Source organism: Kineococcus haloalkalitolerans (genome assembly GCF_050871905.1).
In the GTDB taxonomy this organism is placed as follows: domain Bacteria; phylum Actinomycetota; class Actinomycetes; order Actinomycetales; family Kineococcaceae; genus Kineococcus.
Map to the genome: position 1 here is coordinate 62,497 of NZ_JBJLSH010000015.1, position 15,924 is coordinate 78,420.

The 15,924-nt window shown below is 79.5% G+C and carries 14 protein-coding genes and 1 riboswitch; of the genes, 1 reads left to right on the forward strand and 13 read right to left on the reverse strand.

Going from position 1 to position 15,924, the window contains the following annotated elements; genetic code table 11:
* Positions 1 to 10 precede the first annotated feature (10 nt).
* From ACRYMY_RS08135 to thiM, 5 genes are all read right to left on the reverse strand, one after another.
* The gene (locus tag ACRYMY_RS08135; RefSeq protein ID WP_432546757.1) at positions 11 to 2,410 is read right to left on the reverse strand and encodes a serine hydrolase; all 2,400 of its coding nucleotides are present in this window, start codon (positions 2,408 to 2,410) and stop codon (positions 11 to 13) included.
* 114 nt (positions 2,411 to 2,524) lie between these two features.
* Complete coding sequence (locus tag ACRYMY_RS08140) at positions 2,525 to 3,238, reverse strand: TenA family protein (RefSeq protein ID WP_432546758.1); 714 nt, start codon at positions 3,236 to 3,238, stop codon at positions 2,525 to 2,527.
* A complete protein-coding gene (thiD, locus tag ACRYMY_RS08145) occupies positions 3,235 to 4,098 on the reverse strand; it encodes a bifunctional hydroxymethylpyrimidine kinase/phosphomethylpyrimidine kinase (protein WP_432546759.1) in 864 nt (287 codons plus the stop codon). Before thiD ends, ACRYMY_RS08140 begins: the two co-directional genes overlap by 4 nt.
* On the reverse strand, positions 4,095 to 4,772 hold the full coding sequence (gene thiE / locus ACRYMY_RS08150) for a thiamine phosphate synthase (protein WP_432546760.1): 678 nt from the start codon (positions 4,770 to 4,772) through the stop codon (positions 4,095 to 4,097). The genes thiD and thiE overlap by 4 nt, the downstream gene beginning before the upstream one ends.
* A complete protein-coding gene (thiM, locus tag ACRYMY_RS08155) occupies positions 4,772 to 5,590 on the reverse strand; it encodes a hydroxyethylthiazole kinase (RefSeq protein WP_432546761.1) in 819 nt (272 codons plus the stop codon). Before thiM ends, thiE begins: the two co-directional genes overlap by 1 nt.
* Positions 5,573 to 5,670: riboswitch (TPP riboswitch) on the reverse strand. It overlaps the preceding gene by 18 nt.
* Before the next feature lie 71 nt (positions 5,671 to 5,741).
* Here thiM and ACRYMY_RS08160 point away from each other — a divergent pair.
* The gene (locus tag ACRYMY_RS08160) at positions 5,742 to 6,200 is read left to right on the forward strand and encodes a DUF4383 domain-containing protein (protein ID WP_432546762.1); all 459 of its coding nucleotides are present in this window, start codon (positions 5,742 to 5,744) and stop codon (positions 6,198 to 6,200) included.
* Positions 6,201 to 6,302: 102 nt separating this feature from the next.
* On the opposite strand, the gene mgrA is transcribed toward ACRYMY_RS08160, so the two are convergent.
* From mgrA to ACRYMY_RS08200, 8 genes are read right to left on the reverse strand one after another with little or no spacing between them, the layout of a single operon-like run.
* The gene (mgrA, locus tag ACRYMY_RS08165) at positions 6,303 to 7,337 is read right to left on the reverse strand and encodes an L-glyceraldehyde 3-phosphate reductase (protein WP_432546763.1); all 1,035 of its coding nucleotides are present in this window, start codon (positions 7,335 to 7,337) and stop codon (positions 6,303 to 6,305) included.
* Between the two features lie 47 nt (positions 7,338 to 7,384).
* Entirely contained in the window at positions 7,385 to 8,164 is a 780-nt protein-coding gene (locus ACRYMY_RS08170; RefSeq protein WP_432546764.1) for an LmeA family phospholipid-binding protein, read from the reverse strand.
* Positions 8,161 to 9,348, reverse strand: a complete 1,188-nt coding sequence (locus ACRYMY_RS08175; protein ID WP_432546765.1) for a phosphotransferase family protein — start codon at positions 9,346 to 9,348, stop codon at positions 8,161 to 8,163. Before ACRYMY_RS08175 ends, ACRYMY_RS08170 begins: the two co-directional genes overlap by 4 nt.
* Positions 9,342 to 10,580, reverse strand: a complete 1,239-nt coding sequence (locus ACRYMY_RS08180; protein WP_432546766.1) for a hypothetical protein — start codon at positions 10,578 to 10,580, stop codon at positions 9,342 to 9,344. The genes ACRYMY_RS08175 and ACRYMY_RS08180 overlap by 7 nt, the downstream gene beginning before the upstream one ends.
* Positions 10,577 to 12,349, reverse strand: coding sequence for an ABC transporter ATP-binding protein (locus ACRYMY_RS08185; protein ID WP_432546767.1), 1,773 nt, complete (start codon positions 12,347 to 12,349; stop codon positions 10,577 to 10,579). The genes ACRYMY_RS08180 and ACRYMY_RS08185 overlap by 4 nt, the downstream gene beginning before the upstream one ends.
* Complete coding sequence (locus ACRYMY_RS08190) at positions 12,346 to 13,578, reverse strand: glycosyltransferase family 4 protein (protein ID WP_432546768.1); 1,233 nt, start codon at positions 13,576 to 13,578, stop codon at positions 12,346 to 12,348. The genes ACRYMY_RS08185 and ACRYMY_RS08190 overlap by 4 nt, the downstream gene beginning before the upstream one ends.
* Positions 13,575 to 14,819, reverse strand: a complete 1,245-nt coding sequence (locus ACRYMY_RS08195) for a glycosyltransferase (RefSeq protein WP_432546769.1) — start codon at positions 14,817 to 14,819, stop codon at positions 13,575 to 13,577. Before ACRYMY_RS08195 ends, ACRYMY_RS08190 begins: the two co-directional genes overlap by 4 nt.
* The gene (locus ACRYMY_RS08200; protein ID WP_432546770.1) at positions 14,809 to 15,579 is read right to left on the reverse strand and encodes a glycosyltransferase; all 771 of its coding nucleotides are present in this window, start codon (positions 15,577 to 15,579) and stop codon (positions 14,809 to 14,811) included. The genes ACRYMY_RS08195 and ACRYMY_RS08200 overlap by 11 nt, the downstream gene beginning before the upstream one ends.
* Positions 15,580 to 15,924 lie beyond the last annotated feature (345 nt).

Below are 15,924 nucleotides of genomic sequence, written 5' to 3' on the forward strand. Positions count from 1 at the left end.
CGCCCACCCGTCAGGGCTGGGCGGGCTCGGGCAGCTGGTCGGGGAGCTGGCGGCCGGGCAGGACCTCCAGCAGCGCCCCGGCCAGGCCGGGCATCGAGTCCAGCGCCAGCTGCCCCTCGGGGAGCAGGTACGCCATGACGGCCACCCGCTCGGCGGGGTAGTCGATCGCCCCGCCGGCGGCGATGAGCTGACCCCACCCGGCGGCCCAGTTGCGGCCCTCGTCGTCGGTGCCGCACAGGCAGAACGGCCAGATGCCCGTGCCGACGGTGAGGTCGTCGACGGCGAGCATCTCCCGGCGCGCCTCGTCGGTCAGCACGGCGTCGGTCTCCACCAGCAGGGAGTACCAGCGGGCCAGGTCGCCCGGGGAGGCCCACAGGCCGCCGGAGGAGGAGCCCACCCAGCCGGGCAGCTCGGTCTCGTCGACGCGGAACGTCGTCAGTCCCAGCGGGGCGGCCAGGCGCTCGGCGACCAGGTCGCCGAAGCGCTGGCCGGTGACGTCCTCCAGCAGCAGCCCCAGCCACAGGTAGCCGGAGTTGGAGTAGGCCACGCTCGTGCCGGGCTCGAACACCTGCGGCTCGTCCAGCGACAGCTGGACGACGTCCTCGGCGCTGTAGAGCGCTTCCGGGTCGTAGGCCGGGGAGTCCTGGTACGGCAGCAGGCCGCCCGCGTGCCGCATGAGCTGGCGCGGGGTGGGCACCTCCAGGTCCGCGGGGACGCGGATGCCGGGGAGGTCGGGCACGGGGGCGTCGATGTCGACGGTGCCGGCCGTCCACTCCTGCAGGACGAGCGCGGCGGTGACGCTCTTGGTCAGGGACGCCGCCTGCACCTCCTGGCCGACGGCGAGGCCCTCGCCGACCTGCGAGCTGGTGGTGCCCTCCCACACGGCGTCGCCGGAGACGACGGCCACGCTGCCGGCGTCGATGCCGTCGACGGAGGCGACCCACTCGTCCAGGCGCTGCTGCAGCGCGTCGGCGGGCAGCTCGGCCAGCGGCTCGGTGCGGTGCGGCAGCACCTGGACGGGGTCGGCGTCCGCGCTGAAGGCGGACTGGCCGAGGGCCTCGCGGTCGCTGGGGCCGGGGATGGCGCCCAGGGAGGGGCTCAGCCCGCCCTGGAAGGCGCCGGCGAGGGCGACGACGAGCGCGCTCGTGGCGGCCGCCGAGGACAGCACGGTGACGGGCGTCCCGACGCGGCCCAGCGGGCGCGCCAGCCGGCGCCCGCGCCGGCCCGGCCACAGCCGCGGCGGCCGCCCGCCGGCCAGGTCCTCGACCCAGCCGAGCGCCAGGACGGCCAGCAGGGTGCCGGCGGCCGTGACGGCCAGGACGACGGCGATCCCGGTCGCGGTGCCGGCGTCCAGGCCCCAGCGGTCCACACCGGTGCGCGCCAGCACGATCATCGCCGGGTGCCACAGGTAGATCGTCACGGCGCGCGCGGTGAAGCCGCGGGCCAGCGGCGACAGGCGGGCCGAGCCGGACAGGGCGCGCAGCGGCCGCTCGAAGGCCGCCAGGCCCAGCAGCCAGCCCAGCGAGGCCAGCGCCAGCAGCAGCCACGAGTTGTTCAGCGACCACCGCTCCAGCGGCAGCACGCGGGTCAGGGCCAGCGCGCCGGCGACGAGGGCGGCTCCGGCGGCCACGAGCACGGCACCGGGCACGCGCCGGCGCGGGGCGTCCACCGCCGGGCGCCCGGCGGGGCCCGTGGAGCGGGCGCGGCGCGAGCGCGCCCACGCGGCGCCCAGCACGGCGAAGCTGCCGTAGCAGAGGAGGTCGCCGACGGCCGTGCGCGGCCAGCCGGCCAGCGTCGGCCAGCCGTACTGCGGGCCGACCTCCAGCGCCGCCAGTCCCGCCAGGGCGACCACGAGGGTGCCGAGCGTGCGGGCCGGCCCGCGCGCGCACCACAGGACGACGGGCGCCAGCAGCAGCAGCCACAGGTAGTCGGTGACGTACCACAGGTGGGACGTCAGCCACCCCTGCTGCCCCTCCGGGGACACCGGCGTCAGCAGCGGCAGGACCCACGGCAGCAGTTCGCGCCGGCCAGGGGCGTCGCCGCCCTCGCCGGCCGGGGCCGTCCACCAGGTGACGTAGGTGACGGCGACGACCGCGACGGCGTACACCCAGAACGGCACGAGCAGGCGGCGGGCGCGCTTGGCGGCGGTGCGCAGCCAGGCCGGCCCGCGCCGGCCGCCGCGGCGGCCGACGGAGACGGCCAGCAGGGAGCCGGCGAGGAAGAACATCACCGGCATGGCCGGGAACACCCAGCTCAGCCAGGCCGCGGCGACCGCGTGCCACAGGACGACCCGGACGAGGGCCACCGTGCGCAGGCCGTCGAGCAGGGGGTCGCGCGCCGACGACGGCCCCGGTGCTGGAGCGGTGACGGCGGTCGCGGTCGCCCTGGAGGTGGCCTGCGAGGTGTCCATCACGGGTGATTGTCCCAGCCCGGACACCTCGCGTTCACCCGCCGGTCCGCGCGCCACGCGCCGATCATGCACGGTTGAGCGCTCAAGCGTCCACGACCACGACGGGGCGACGGGTCAGGCGAGCGGCAGCTCCCACGTCTCGCGCTCCAGGCAGGTCTCCCAGAACAGGTGCTCGTAGCGCGTGGCCGTGGCGAACGCCTCGTGCATCGCCGCGAGCGTCGCGGCGCCGGCCCCCTCGGCGGCCGCGTCCACGTGGTCGCGGGCCGTGGCCGCCGACTCCTGGAAGCCCGGCGCGTCGTAGGTCGCGATCCAGCGGGCGTACGGGTGCTCCGGACGGGCGCCGTCCTCCCCCGCCGCCGAGGACGCCGCCGAGGACGCCCGCGCCGCGGCCGCCAGGCGGGCCGCCACGTCGGCGTACACCCAGAAGCACGGCAGCACGGCCGCGGCCGCCACGGGGTAGGGCGCCGTCGCCGCCGTCGCCACGAGGTAGGAGACGTAGCCGAGCGTCGTGGGCGAGGCGACCGGTGCGCCCTCGGCGGGCGGCAGCAGCCCCGAGGCCAGCAGGTCCGCGTGCAGCGCGGACTCCACGACCGAGGCGCCCGCGGCCGACGTGGCCCAGAACGCCGAGGCCGCCGGCTGCGGGCTGCGCGCGGCGAGCAGGGCCAGCGCCCGCCCGTACCCGGCGAGGTAGAGCTCGTCCTGCTCCAGGTAGTGGCGGAAGCTGCGCGGGTCCAGGGTGCCGTCGCCGAGGGCGGCGAGGAACGCCGAGCCGTCGATCGCGGCGCGCAGGCCGGCGGTGCGGGCCCAGGCGTCGGTGGTGAAGGTCACGAGGCGGCTCCTCCGAGGGTCCGTCCGGGGGTGCGGGGGTGGGCGTGGAAGTGGTCGACGGGGCCGTGGCCGGAGCCGACGCCCAGGCCGGCGCCCGCCGCGAGCGCCCCCTGCAGGTAGTCGCGGGCCTCCTCCACCAGCGGCAGCCACCCGGCGGTGGTGGGCTCCGGCGGCGCGCCCGCGCGGGCGGCCAGCGCCGCCAGCGCGGAGGACAGGGTGCAGCCCGTGCCGTGCGTGGCGGTGGTGGCGAGCCTCGGCCGGCCCACCAGCGCGGTGCGCCCCGCGCCGGCGAGGACGTCGACGCTGTCGCCGCCGTCCAGGTGCCCGCCCTTGAGCAGGACGGTGGCGCCGCAGCGGCGGTGCAGCTCCTCGGCCTGGTCGACGCACTCCTGCACCGTGCGCGCCGGCCGCGCGTCCAGCAGGACCGCGGCCTCGGGCACGTTGGGGGTGACGACGGCCGCCAGCGGCAGCAGTTCGGTGCGCAGCGCGTCCACGGCGTCGGCGTCCAGCAGCCGGTCGCCGCTCGTGGCGACCATCACCGGGTCCAGCACGAGCGGCCCGGCGCCGCGCTCGCGCAGCACGCCCGCCACGGCCCGCACGACGTCCGCCGAGCCGAGCATGCCGACCTTGACGGCGTGCACGGCGACGTCGTCGAGCAGGACGTCCAGCTGCCGGCGCACGAAGTCCGCCGGGACGGGGTGCACCCCGGCGACGCCGCGGGTGCTCTGCGCCGTCAGCGCCGTCAGGACGGCCGTGCCGTAGGCGCCCAGCGCCCCGAAGGTCTTCAGGTCCGCCTGCACGCCGGCGCCGCCGCTGGGGTCGCTGCCCGCGACGCTCAGGGCGACCCGCGCGGCGCTCACGCCCGCCACCGGGCCAGCAGGCCGGCGGCCGCGGCGGCCGGGTCCTCGGCCGCGCACACCTCCGAGACCGTGCAGGTGCCCGCCAGGCCCAGCCCGCGCAGCTGCTCGACGTTGTGCCCGTGCACGCCGCCGATCGCCACGCACGGCAGGGCGCGCTCGGCGGCCGCGGCGACGACCTCCCGCACGCCGCCCGGGCCCAGCGGCGGCGCGGCCAGCGGCTTGGTGGGCGTGGCCCACACCGGGCCGACGCCCAGGTAGTCCAGCGCCCCGGCGGGCGCGGCGCGCACGCCCGCCACGTCCGAGACGGACAGCCCCAGCAGCAGGTCGGGGCCGACCAGGCGGCGGACCTCCTCGGCGGGCAGGTCCGACTGGCCCAGGTGCACGCCGTCGGCGCCGGCCAGCAGCGCCACGTCCACGGCGTCGTCGACGAGCAGGGCGACGCCCGTGCCGGCCAGCGCGTCGCGCACGCGGCGCACCAGCTCCAGCAGCTCGCGGTCGGCGGCGTCCTTGGCGCGCACCTGCACGGCGCTCACGCCGCCGGCCACGGCGGCGCGCACGGTGTCCACGACACCGCGGTCGCCGCACAGGGCGGTGTCGGTCACCAGGTACAGGGAGGGGTCGAAGCGCTCGCGGGCCGAGCCGGGGGCGCGCCCGGCGGCGGGCACGACCGGCATCAGCGCAGCCGCCCGTCGCCCAGCGCGGCGGCCAGCGCGGGGCCGTCGACGGCGTCCAGGGCGTCCACCCACGCGGCGGCGAACGTGCCCGGCCCGGCGGCGACGGCCGCGGCGCGCTCGGCGGCCAGGCCGACGTGGGCGTGCGCGGCGACCGCGGCCACCAGCGGGTCGGCGGTGACGGCGGCGTAGGCGGCCGTCAGGGCGCCGAGCGCGCACCCGGCGCCCGTGGTGCGGGTCAGCAGCGGCGAGCCGCCGGCCAGCCGCACCGTGCGCTCGCCGGCCACGAGGACGTCCACCTCGCCGGAGACGGCGACGGCGCCGCCGGTGCGGGCGCTCAGCTCGCGCGCGGCGGCCACGGCCTCCTCGGCGCCCGCGGTGGAGTCCACGCCGCGCCCGCCGGCGCCGGCGCCGGCCAGGCCGAGGACCTCGGAGGCGTTGCCGCGCACCACGGCCGGGCGGTGCTCCAGCAGCTCGCGGGCCACGCGGGTGCGCAGCGGCAGGCCGCCCACGGCGACCGGGTCGAGCACCCACGGGCGCCCCGCGGCGCGGGCGGCGGCCGCGGCGACGTGCATCGCCGAGGCCCGCACGCCGTCGATGGTGCCGACGTTGACCAGCACCGCGGAGGCGACGGCCGCGAACGCGGCGGACTCCTCCACGCTGTCGACCATGGCCGGGGCGGCGCCCGCGGCCAGGAGGACGTTCGCGCTGATCGTCTGCACGACGGAGTTGGTCAGGCACTGCACCAGCGGGGCCTGCTCGCGCACCGCGGTGCGGGCGTCGCTCAGCTCGGGTGCGGGGACGGCTGCCACGCGTGACATCCCTTCGTCAGCATTACCTGCGTCAGGTTCGACGGGTGTGATCTCAGCCCCGCCCGTGCGGGGCACCCCGTGTCGCGGGCGACCGTAGCACCGGCCGTGGCGCCGGCCGCGCAGGGGTTTCCGGGAGCGCCCGAGCGGGTAGGTCTCCGGCATGAGCCTCGACATGTCGGGACGCACGGCGACCGGGCGGCCGCGCACGACCGCCGGTCAGCACCTGTCGCTGGTCGCCGCGGTGGTCCTCCTGCTGGTGGGCGTCGCCGGGTTCGCGGTCTCCGGGTTCGGCGACTGGACGCGCGGTGACCTCCAGACGTCGCTGCTGGAGTTCACGATCAACCCGCTGACCAGCGCGGTGTTCGTCGTCGTCGGCGCGCTGGGGCTGCTGGGGCGGCGCACGGCCCGGCTGGCGCGCTGGTACGGCGTCCTGCTGGCGCTGGTGATGGGCGGTCTGGCGGTCTTCGGGTACTCGATCCTCGGCGACCCGGAGGGCAACCCCTTCAACATCAACTACGCCATGACGGCCCTGCTCAGCGTCATCGCCGTGCTGGGGATCGTCATCGCGCTGGTGCCGACGCGCACGGGCAAGCGGCCCAGCACCGTCGAGCTCGACTGACCCGCCTCGCCCGCTCGACTCCCGGCGCGCTCGCCACCCATCCCCGTCGCGGGAGGGGTGGTGAGCGCGCCGGGAGTCGTCAGCGGTGGCCCGGGGCGGGGGTCAGTCGCCGGCGGACAGGCGCGGCTGCGCCCACAGGTCGACGCCGGAGTCGACCGCGAACTCGTCGATCGCGTCCAGCTCGTCCTGCGTGAACTCCAGCCGCGAGACGGCCGCGACGTTGTCCTCCACCTGCTGCACGCTGCTGGCGCCGATGAGCGTCGTCGTGACCCGCCGGTCGCGCAGCACCCACGACAGCGCCAGCTGCGCCAGCGTCTGACCGCGGCCCCGGGCGATCTCGTGCAGGCCCCGGATCCGGCGCAGGTTCTCCTCGGTGAGGATCCCCGGGTCCAGCGACTTGCCCTGCGCCGCGCGGGAGTCCGCGGGCACGCCGTCCAGGTAGCGGTCGGTCAGCAGACCCTGCGCGAGCGCCGTGAACGGGATGCAGCCGACGCCCTCGCGCTCCAGCACGTCCAGCAGGCCGCCCTCGATCCAGCGGTTGAACATCGAGTACGAGGGCTGGTGGATCAGCAGCGGCGTGCCGAGCTCGCGCAGGATGCGCGCGGCCTCCGCGGTGCGCTCGGGCCCGTAGCTGGACAGGCCCACGTACAGGGCCTTGCCGGAGCGGACGATCGCGTCGAGCGCGCCCATCGTCTCCTCCAGCGGCGTCGCCGGGTCCGGGCGGTGGTGGTAGAAGACGTCGACGTAGTCGAGGTCCATGCGCCGCAGCGACTGCTCCAGCGAGGCCGTGAGGTACTTGCGCGAGCCGTGGTCGCCGTACGGGCCGGGCCACATGTCCCACCCGGCCTTGGAGGAGATGACCAGCTCGTCGCGGTACGGGCGCAGGTCCTCGCGCACCAGGCGGCCGAAGTTCGTCTCCGCGCTGCCGTAGGGCGGTCCGTAGTTGTTCGCGAGGTCGAAGTGGGTGATGCCCAGGTCGAAGGCGCGCCGGACGATGTCGCGCTGGGTCTGGAACGGCTTGTCGTCGCCGAAGTTGTGCCAGAAGCCGAGCGAGACGGCCGGCAGGTCCAGGCCGCTGCGGCCGCAGCGGCGGTAGGGCATCGCGTCGTAGCGCGCGGGGTCCGCGGTGAAGGTCACGCCCAGGAGCGTGGCACGAGATCGCGCCGGTGCCGCCGCGGGGCGGTTCAGGGCACGTCGTGGGCGGTCGGTCGCAGCGCCCCGTCCACCCGCACCCCGTCGTCGGTGACGGTCAGCGCGGTCAGGTCCACCTGCGGCGGGACGTCGTCCAGCGGGACGGTCCAGCCGTCCAGCAGGGTGGACCCGACGAGGCCGGCGACGCGGCGGGCCTCGCGCAGGGAGACCTCCTGCCCGGCCACGGCCGCCGAGCGCGGCTCCAGCGCGACCGCCCCCGGCACCAGCTGCGGGGCCACGACGAGGGACAGGTCGACGCGGCGGCCGAAGACGGAGAAGCCGGTGGTGCCGCGCAGGTCCTCCCCGGCGCGGGAGACCTCCACGGGGATCCCCCCGACCGAGGCCTGCTCGGACAGCTGCGCCCACGGCAGGTCCGCGCGCACCGTGCCCGCGGCGACGTCCACCGTGCCGCCCCGGCCCAGCAGCACGGACCGCGGGACGTCCACCCGCGGGACACGCGCCCGCACGTCGCGCAGCTCGACGCCGTCGGTGGGCCAGCGCGCGGCCGTGACCGTGACGTCCTCGAAGCGGCCGCGGGCGGCCTGCAGCAGGAACGAGCCCCCGGCGACGCTCACCTCCGGCGCCTCGGGCAGGCCCTCGCTGCGCTGCAGCTCGGCGGCCACCCGGTCGGTCGCCCAGCCGCGGGCGGCGATGTCGGCGGCCACGGCGATGACCGCGAGCGCGACGAGGGTGACGAGCGCGACGACGAGGCGGCGCGCCACGAGGCCCGCGCGCGCCCGGCGCCGCGTCCTGGTCGGGTCCTGCGCGCTCACGCCTCCCACTGTGCCGGGCGCGCGAGCGGAGCCAGCAGGCGGGCCCGGCCGCGGAAGGCGTGGACGGCGACCACGCGCAGCCGGGCGGCCGCGCGGTGCAGCTCCAGCCGCCGGGGACCGGCGGCGAGCAGGGGGTGCCCGGCCTGCGCCCACCCGGCGCGCAGGCCGTCCTCCAGGGCGTCGACGGCCCCGGCGCGGGCGGGCCCCAGCAGCAGCCGCGCCAGGTCGAGGTGGGCCAGGAGGTTGCCGGCGTCCAGGCACGGGTCGGCCAGGGCGGCGGTGTCGACGTCCAGGAGGACGACGCGCCCCGAGGCGTCGCCGCCGACGAGGACCTGCCCGTCGTGCAGGTCGCGGTGGGCGGGGACGAGCGGTGCGGGCGCGTCGGGACCGGCGTCGCGCAGGGCGGCGGCGACGTCGGCGGCGGCGCGCTCCAGCGCGGCGGCGAGGTCCGGGGGCAGCACCCCGTGCGCGCGGGCGTCGCCCACCCAGCGGGTCAGGACCGCGGCCTCGTCGGCGCCGGTGTGCACGGGCAGCGCGGGGCCGGCGGGACGGGAGGTGGCCGGGGCGGTGGCCAGCGCCGCGAGCGCGAGGCCCGTCGCGCGGCCCGCGGCCCGGCACCCGGCCGTCCCGGCGCGCGCCAGCAGCGAGGTCAGGTCGCGGCCGGGCGCGGGCGCGAGGCGCAGCACGCCGGCGGCGGGGTCGGCGTCGAGGACCTCGACGAGCCGGGGCGGGGCGGGGACGCCGGACGCGTCGAGGACCGCGCCCAGGGCGGCCAGCCGGTCCAGGGCGGTGCGGGTGGCGCGGGCGCCGGCGACCTTGACGAACGCGCGCGGCGCGCCGGGCGGTCCCTCGCGCAGGACGGCCCGCTTCCCGGCGCGGTGGGCCGTCAGCACCGCCCCGCCCGCCCGCAGCGCGGCCAGGGCGGGCAGCCGCGGGTCGTCGCCGACGACGGCGAGGTCGCCGGCGCCCGCGAGCAGGCCGTCGCGCAGCACGGGGCGGGCGGTGGCGGCGACGACCCGCCCGGCGGCGTCGGCGCCCTCCAGGACGAGGCGCCCGTCCTTCCCGGGCCAGGCGCGGCGCCAGCGCACCCCCGGCGGGGCGGGCAGCGCGAGGTCGCCGGGCCCGGCGCCGGTCCCCGGGCGGGGCGGGGCGGGCGGGGCGGGTGGCGCGGTCGGGGTCAGCACGGGACCTCCTCCAGGGCCCGCCCGGCGAGCGCGAGCAGCGCACCGGCGCGGGCGGCGTGGTCGGGGCGGCGGCGGCGGAAGGGCTCGGGCAGCCGCAGCGCGGCGGCCGCCGCCACGAGCAGCGGGTGCGGCGCGGCACCGGGCAGCAGCGCCCCCGCCAGGTCACCCCCCGGGTCGCCCCCCGGGGCGCCCGCCGGGGCGGCCGCGGTCGCGGCGGCCCGCCACACGGCGGCGTCCCAGCCCGTGGGCGCCACGGCGGCGCGGTCCAGGTCCAGCAGCACCAGGCGCCCGTCCGGGCCGCGCAGCACCTGGTCGGCGGACAGGTCGCCGTGCGCGGGGGCGCGCGGGACCAGGACGCCCGGGTGCCGGTCGGCGGCCCGCTGCCAGCGGCCGGCCAGGTCCCGGGCGCGGGCGCGGTCGCCGGCGGGCAGGGCCAGCGGCCCGGTGAGCGCGGCGCGCACCGACGCGGCCAGCGCGGCGGGCGCCAGGACGGGCAGCCCCGGCAGCGCGGCGGGGTCGGCCGCCCACCAGCCGCGCAGCAGCTCCGCGACCTCCCCCGCGACCTCCTCCGCGACCGGGTGCCCGCCCCCGTCCCCGACCGCGTCGAGCGCCGCACCGGCCAGCAGCTCCTGCTCGGCCACGTGCGCGTCGCGCAGCCGGGCCGTCGGGACGGCCACCCCGGCGCGGGCGGCCAGCGCCGCCGCGCGCACCGAGCGGGCCGCCGTCGCGGTGTCGGCGTGGACCTTGACGACCAGGCCGCCGTCCTCGCCAGCCCCGGCGGCCAGGACGGCGCGCCGGGCCGGGTTGTGGGCCAGGACCCGCGCCGCCGCGAGGTCGGCGTGCCGGCGCAGCGCCGGCAGTCCCCGGTCGGCGGCCGCGGGCACGAGGACGGCCCGCGCGGCGGGGTCCACCGCGCGCGGGCGGCCCGCCGCGGCCCGCAGGTCCTTGCCCGCCTTGCCGCCGTCCCCGGGCCCGTACCCCAGCAGCAGCCACCACGGCCCGCCGTCACCGGGGTCGACGGCGGCCCGCACGCTCGTGCCGGGCTTCCAGCGCAGCCGGTCCACGCGGGCGCCCGCGGGCAGCGCGACGCCGCGCCGGGCGGCCCAGCCGCGCAGCCGGGCGTCGTCGAGCGCGAGGGCGAGGGCCGGCAGGACCGGGTCCAGCGCGGGCGCGTCCACCGCGTCCACCGCCTCCACCGCCTCCGCGGCGCCGGGGGCCGTCGCCGCGCTCACGCCCGCACCCGCTCGTCCCGCCGCTCCCCCGCAGCCCCCGCAGCCGCCGCGCCCACCCCGTACCGGGCGCTGACGTCGGCGAAGCGGCCGTCGCGCAGCTCCACCACCCGGTCGCACCACGACAGCAGCGAGGTGTCGTGGGTGACCAGCAGCGTCGTGCGCCCCTCGGCCAGCCGGCGCAGCGCGTCCAGCACCGTGGCGGTCGAGGCGGCGTCCAGGCCCGTGGTCGGCTCGTCCAGCAGCAGCAGGCCCGGCTGGCGCAGCATGGCGCGGGCGATGGCCAGCCGCTGGCGCTGCCCGCCGGACAGGGAGCCGCCGCGCTCGGCGACCACGGTGTCGTAGCCGTCGGGCAGGGCGCTGACGAACTCGTGCGCGCCGACCGCCCGCACGGCGGCCTCGACCTCCGCGTCGGTGGCGCCGGGCCGGCCCAGCCGGACGTTGTCGCGCACGCTGGCCGCGAACAGCACCGGCTCCTGCAGGACGACGGCGGTGCTCTCGCGCACCGAGGACCGGCGCAGCCGGCGCGCGTCGTGGCCGTCGAGCAGGACGCGCCCGCCGACGGGGTCGACCAGGCGCAGCAGCACCTGCAGCGCCGTGGACTTGCCCGCGCCGCTGGGGCCGACGACGGCGACCTTCTCCCCCGGGTGCAGCTCCAGGTCCGCCCCGCGCAGCACGGCGTGGCCGGGGCGGCGCTCGACGGTGACGCCCTCCAGCCGCACGTAGCCGTGCAGGCGCGCCAGCTCGCGCGCGCCGGGCTCGTCGGGCAGCGGCCGCGCGCGGTCCAGGGTGTCCGCGACGCGCTCGCCGGAGGCGGCGGCGCGCGCGATGCGGCCGGTGTGCTTGGCCAGGTCCCGCACGGGCCGGAACGCGGCCTTGAGGTAGGTGAGGAAGACGACGAGGTCGCCGACGCTCAGGGCGCCGGCCAGCACGCGCTGGGCGCCGACGACGAGGACGACCGCGGTGGCGACGCCGACGAGGACGTCCACGCGCCGCTCCAGCCCGGCGGCCAGCCGGCGCGCGCGGACCCCGTCGCGCAGGGTGCCGTCGTTGGCGGAGGAGAACGCAGCGGCCCGCACCGGCTGCAGGTCGTAGGCCTGCAGGAAGCCGATGCTGGCGAACGACTCGGACGTGTCGGCGGCCAGCGCGCCCTCGCGGCTGCGCTGGGCGCGGGAGGCGTCGGTGATGCGGGCGCTGGAGCGGCGGCCGGTCAGCAGCAGCAGCGGGACGACGGCCAGGACGGCCACGGCCAGCAGCGGGTCGAGGACGAGCATGACGGCGGCCATCGCGGCGAAGGTGACGACGCTGCCCAGCAGCGGCAGCCCGGCGGTGATGGCGGCCTCCTGCACGCGCCCGACGTCGCTGACGACGCGGGTGACGAGGTCGCCGGTGCGGGCGCGGGCGTGGAAGGCGGGCTCCGCGTGCAGGAGCCGGTCGTGGACGGCGGCGCGCAGCCGCGTGGTGGTGCGCGAGCCGACGAGGGCGAACGCGACGCTCGTCAGGTAGGCGGCGGCCGCGCGCCCGAGGGCGACGAGGACGAGCGCCAGCCCGGCGAGCAGGACCAGGCGGGTGGTGCCGGCGGCCGGCTCGCCACCGGCGGCGGCCGGGACGACGGAGTCGATGACGAACTTCAGCGGCCACGGCTCGGCCAGCCGGAAGGCCACCTCGGCCAGCAGCGTCAGCAGGCCGCCGGCCGCCAGGGACCGCGATCCCTCCGTGTGGGGCGCGACCAGGCGCGCGGTGCGGGCCAGCGGGGAGCGGCGGCGGCTCACGCGGGGACCTCCTCGCGGAGCTCCTCGCGGAGCTCACGGCGGACGGCGGGGGCGAGGCTGAGCTCGACGGTGCGCCGCCAGCTCGCCCGCTCGACGACGGCGCGGCGGCCGGCGGCCGCCAGCCGCCCGCGCAGGGCGGGCTCGGCGCGCAGGCGCTGCAGGGCGGCGGCGAGGGCGGCGGCGTCGCCGGGCGGCACGAGCAGCAGCTCGTGCTCGTCGCGGTAGCGCTCGGCGAGGTCGCCGACGGCGGCGGCGACGGTGGGCAGCCCGCAGGCCAGGTACTCGGCGACCTTGAGCGGGGAGAAGTACGCCCGGCCCGGCGGGTAGGGGGCGACGGCCACGTCGGCGCCGCGCAGGGCGGCGGGCACGTCGGCCGGGGCCAGGGCACCGGGGGCGTCGACGGCCACCCCGAGGCGCGCGGCCTCCGCCAGGTCGGCGGCGCGGGTGGGCCCGTCGCCCACGAGCAGCAGCCGCACGTCGCGACCGGGCACCTCGCGCAGCCGGGCGGCTGCCTCGACGAGCAGGCCGACGCCGTGCCAGGGGCGGAACGCGCCGGCGAAGGCGACGACGAGCTCACCCCCGTCGTCGGGCCGGCGCGGGTCGGCGGGGTGGAAGCGGTCGACGTCGACGCCGTTGGGGACGGCGTCGACCGGCACCCCGGCGACGGCGGACGCCCAGTCGGCGACGGGCCGGCTGACGGCCACGGCGTGCCGGGCGGCGCGCAGGGCCCGCGCGGTGCGCTCGTCGGCGCCGGCGGTGTCGGTGAGGCTGCGGTGGCGGGCCTGCTCCAGCGGCAGCGGGGCGTTGACCTCCAGCACCGAGGGCACGCCCAGGTCGCGGGCGGCCTCCAGGGCCGAGCAGCTGAACAGCGCGTACCGCTCGTAGACGAACCCGTCGCGCTCCTGGCCGCGCAGCAGGCCCCGCACGAGGGCGCCGGCGCGGGCGTCGGCGACCACGAGGTCCTCCTCGCGCTGCGCGCTCGTGCGCCCGGACGGCAACCGCAGGTGGTGCACGACCACGCCACCGAGCCCGGCGGGGGCGGTGGAGGCACGGCCGCCGGGGCGGGTGGTGACGACGTGGACGTCGGCGCCCGTGGCGGCCAGGACGCGCAGCACCTCCTGCACGTGCACGGAGCAGCCCTTGCCGCCGAAGACGGGCACGCCCGGGTCGAGGCAGACGACGACGACGCGGGTGCCGGCGCGCACGCCGGGCAGCGGCGCGGCGCTCACGCCGCCACCGCCGGGGCCTCGGTGAGCGCGCGCAGCCGGGCGGCCTGGTCGCGGGCGTCGAAGCGCTCCTCGACGAGGCGGCGGGCGGCGCGCGAGCGCTCCAGGCGCAGCTCCGGGTCGTCGAGGAGCCGGCGCAGCGCGGCGGCCAGGGCGGCGGGGTCCCGCTCGGGCACGAGGGTGCCGGTGACGCCGTCGAGGACGGCCTCGGGGATCCCGGTGACGGGCGTGGAGACCACGGGGGTGCCCACGGCCATCGCCTCCAGCAGGACGGTGGGCAGCCCGTCGCGGTCGCCGTCGGCGGCGACGACGCAGGGGGCGGCGAAGACGGCGCTGCGGCGCAGCAGGTCCACGACGGCGTGCTGCGGCTGCGGGCCGAGGAAGCGCACGGCGCCGTCGAGGCCGGCGGCGCGCGCCCGCTCGCGCAGCGCCGCCTCCTGCGGCCCGCTGCCGGCGAGGTCGAGGCGGACGGGGTCGCCGGCGGCGCGCAGCAGGGCCACGGCGTCCAGCAGGACGTCGAAGCCCTTCTTCGGGACCAGGCGCCCGACGGCGGCCACGACGCGCCCGGGGGCGGGCGCGCTCCACGGCAGCTCGTCGAGGTCCAGGCCGTTGTAGACGCGCACGGCGCGCGCCCGCGGGTGGCGGGCGGCCAGGTGGGCCACGTTGTGGTCGCTGACGGTGACGACGGCGGCGGCGTCGGCGAGGACGGCGTCCACCCGCGGGCAGACGGGCCCGTCGGGCCCGTCGGGGCCGGCGCCGTGGACGAACAGGTCCTTGGCGTGGGCGGTGACGGTGTACGGCAGGCCGGTCAGCAGCGCCGCGAGGCGCGTGGTGCGCCCGGGCAGGGACGCGAAGTGGGCGTGCAGGTGCGTCACGCGCTGCTCGCGGGCCCAGACGGCGAGCTGGACGGCCTGGGCGGCGACGTCGACGTCCTCGGCCAGCAGGTGCGGCAGGGCCGCGGCCAGGTGCGGGAGCTCCTGCGCGCGGCGCAGCGCGGACCACAGGGCGGTGCTGGAGCGCCCGCCGCTCTCGGGCAGCCACGTGACGGGGGCGGCGACCCGGGCCAGCAGGGCGTGGAAGCGGGTGTCGGTGGTGGGCCGCAGGCTGGCGACGACGACGTCCTCGCCCTGGGCCTCGCGGGCCAGGACCTCGCGGACGACGAACGTCTCGGAGAAGCGCGGGTACACCTTGACGACGTAGCCGACGCGCGGGCGCGCGACGGGCGGGGCGGTCTCAGCAGGCACGGGGCACCTCGGCGAGGTCGGGGAGGGCGGCGGGGACGGTCGCGAGCGCGGGGGCGGCGGGCAGCTCACCGGCCGACGGCGCGCCGGCCAGCAGCGCGCCGGCCAGCAGCTCGCCGGTGCGGCGGCGCACGGCGTCCAGGCCGTCGAGGGCGATGCCGGTGCGGGCGGCGCGGGGCCGGGCCAGCGCCCCGGCGACCCAGGCGGACAGCCGCGCCGGACCCGGGGCGAGCAGGACGTCGAGGTGGCCGTGGGCGGCCAGGGCGCGGGCGCGGACCTCCTGCTCGCGGCGGGGGCTGGTGCGGGGCACGACGAGGGCGGGGGTGCCGGTGGCCAGCACCTCGGACACCGTGTTGTAGCCGCCCATGCACACGACGGCGTCGGCTTCGGCGGCCCAGTCGGCGGCGGCGCCGGTGAAGGTGACGACGTGCAGGTCGTCGCGGGCGGCGGCGGCCGCGTCCAGCTCGGCGCGCAGGTCGGCGGGCGCGAAGGGGCCGGGCAGCAGGACCAGCTCGACGCCCTCGGGCAGGGCGGTGCGCAGCAGCGCGCGGGTCAGGGCGGCGCCGTCCTGGCCGCCGCCGACGCTCGCCAGGACGGTGCGGGCGCCGGGGCGGTGCCGCGGCAGCGGCGGGGCGCCGGCGTCGCGCCGGCCCTGCGCGAGGTAGCCGAGGAAGCGCACGGGCGCGCCGAGGGCCGGCGCGGGGGTGCCGGGGGCCAGCTCGGTGCGCACGTCGTGCACGCGGTCGTCGCCGTAGACCCACACCTCGTCGTAGACGGCGCGCAGCGCGTCGTCGCCGCCGTCGCGCCGCCACTCGCGGGCGGCGGCGGCGGGGTGGTCGAGGACGTCGCGCAGACCGAGGACGGTGCGGGTGCGGCCGGTGGCGCGCAGCCGGGTCAGCGCCCCGCGCAGCTCCTGCTGGAACCCCCAGGGCGCCTTGTCGACGACGAGCAGGTCCGGTTCCCAGGCGGCGAGGACGCCGGCGGCGGGGGGGGGGGGGGGGGGGGGGGGGGGGGGGGGGGGGGGGGGGGGGGGGGGGGGGGGGGGGGGGGGGGGGGGGGGGGGGGGGGGGGGGGGGGGGGGGGGCGGCGGGGGCGCCGCGGGGGCCGC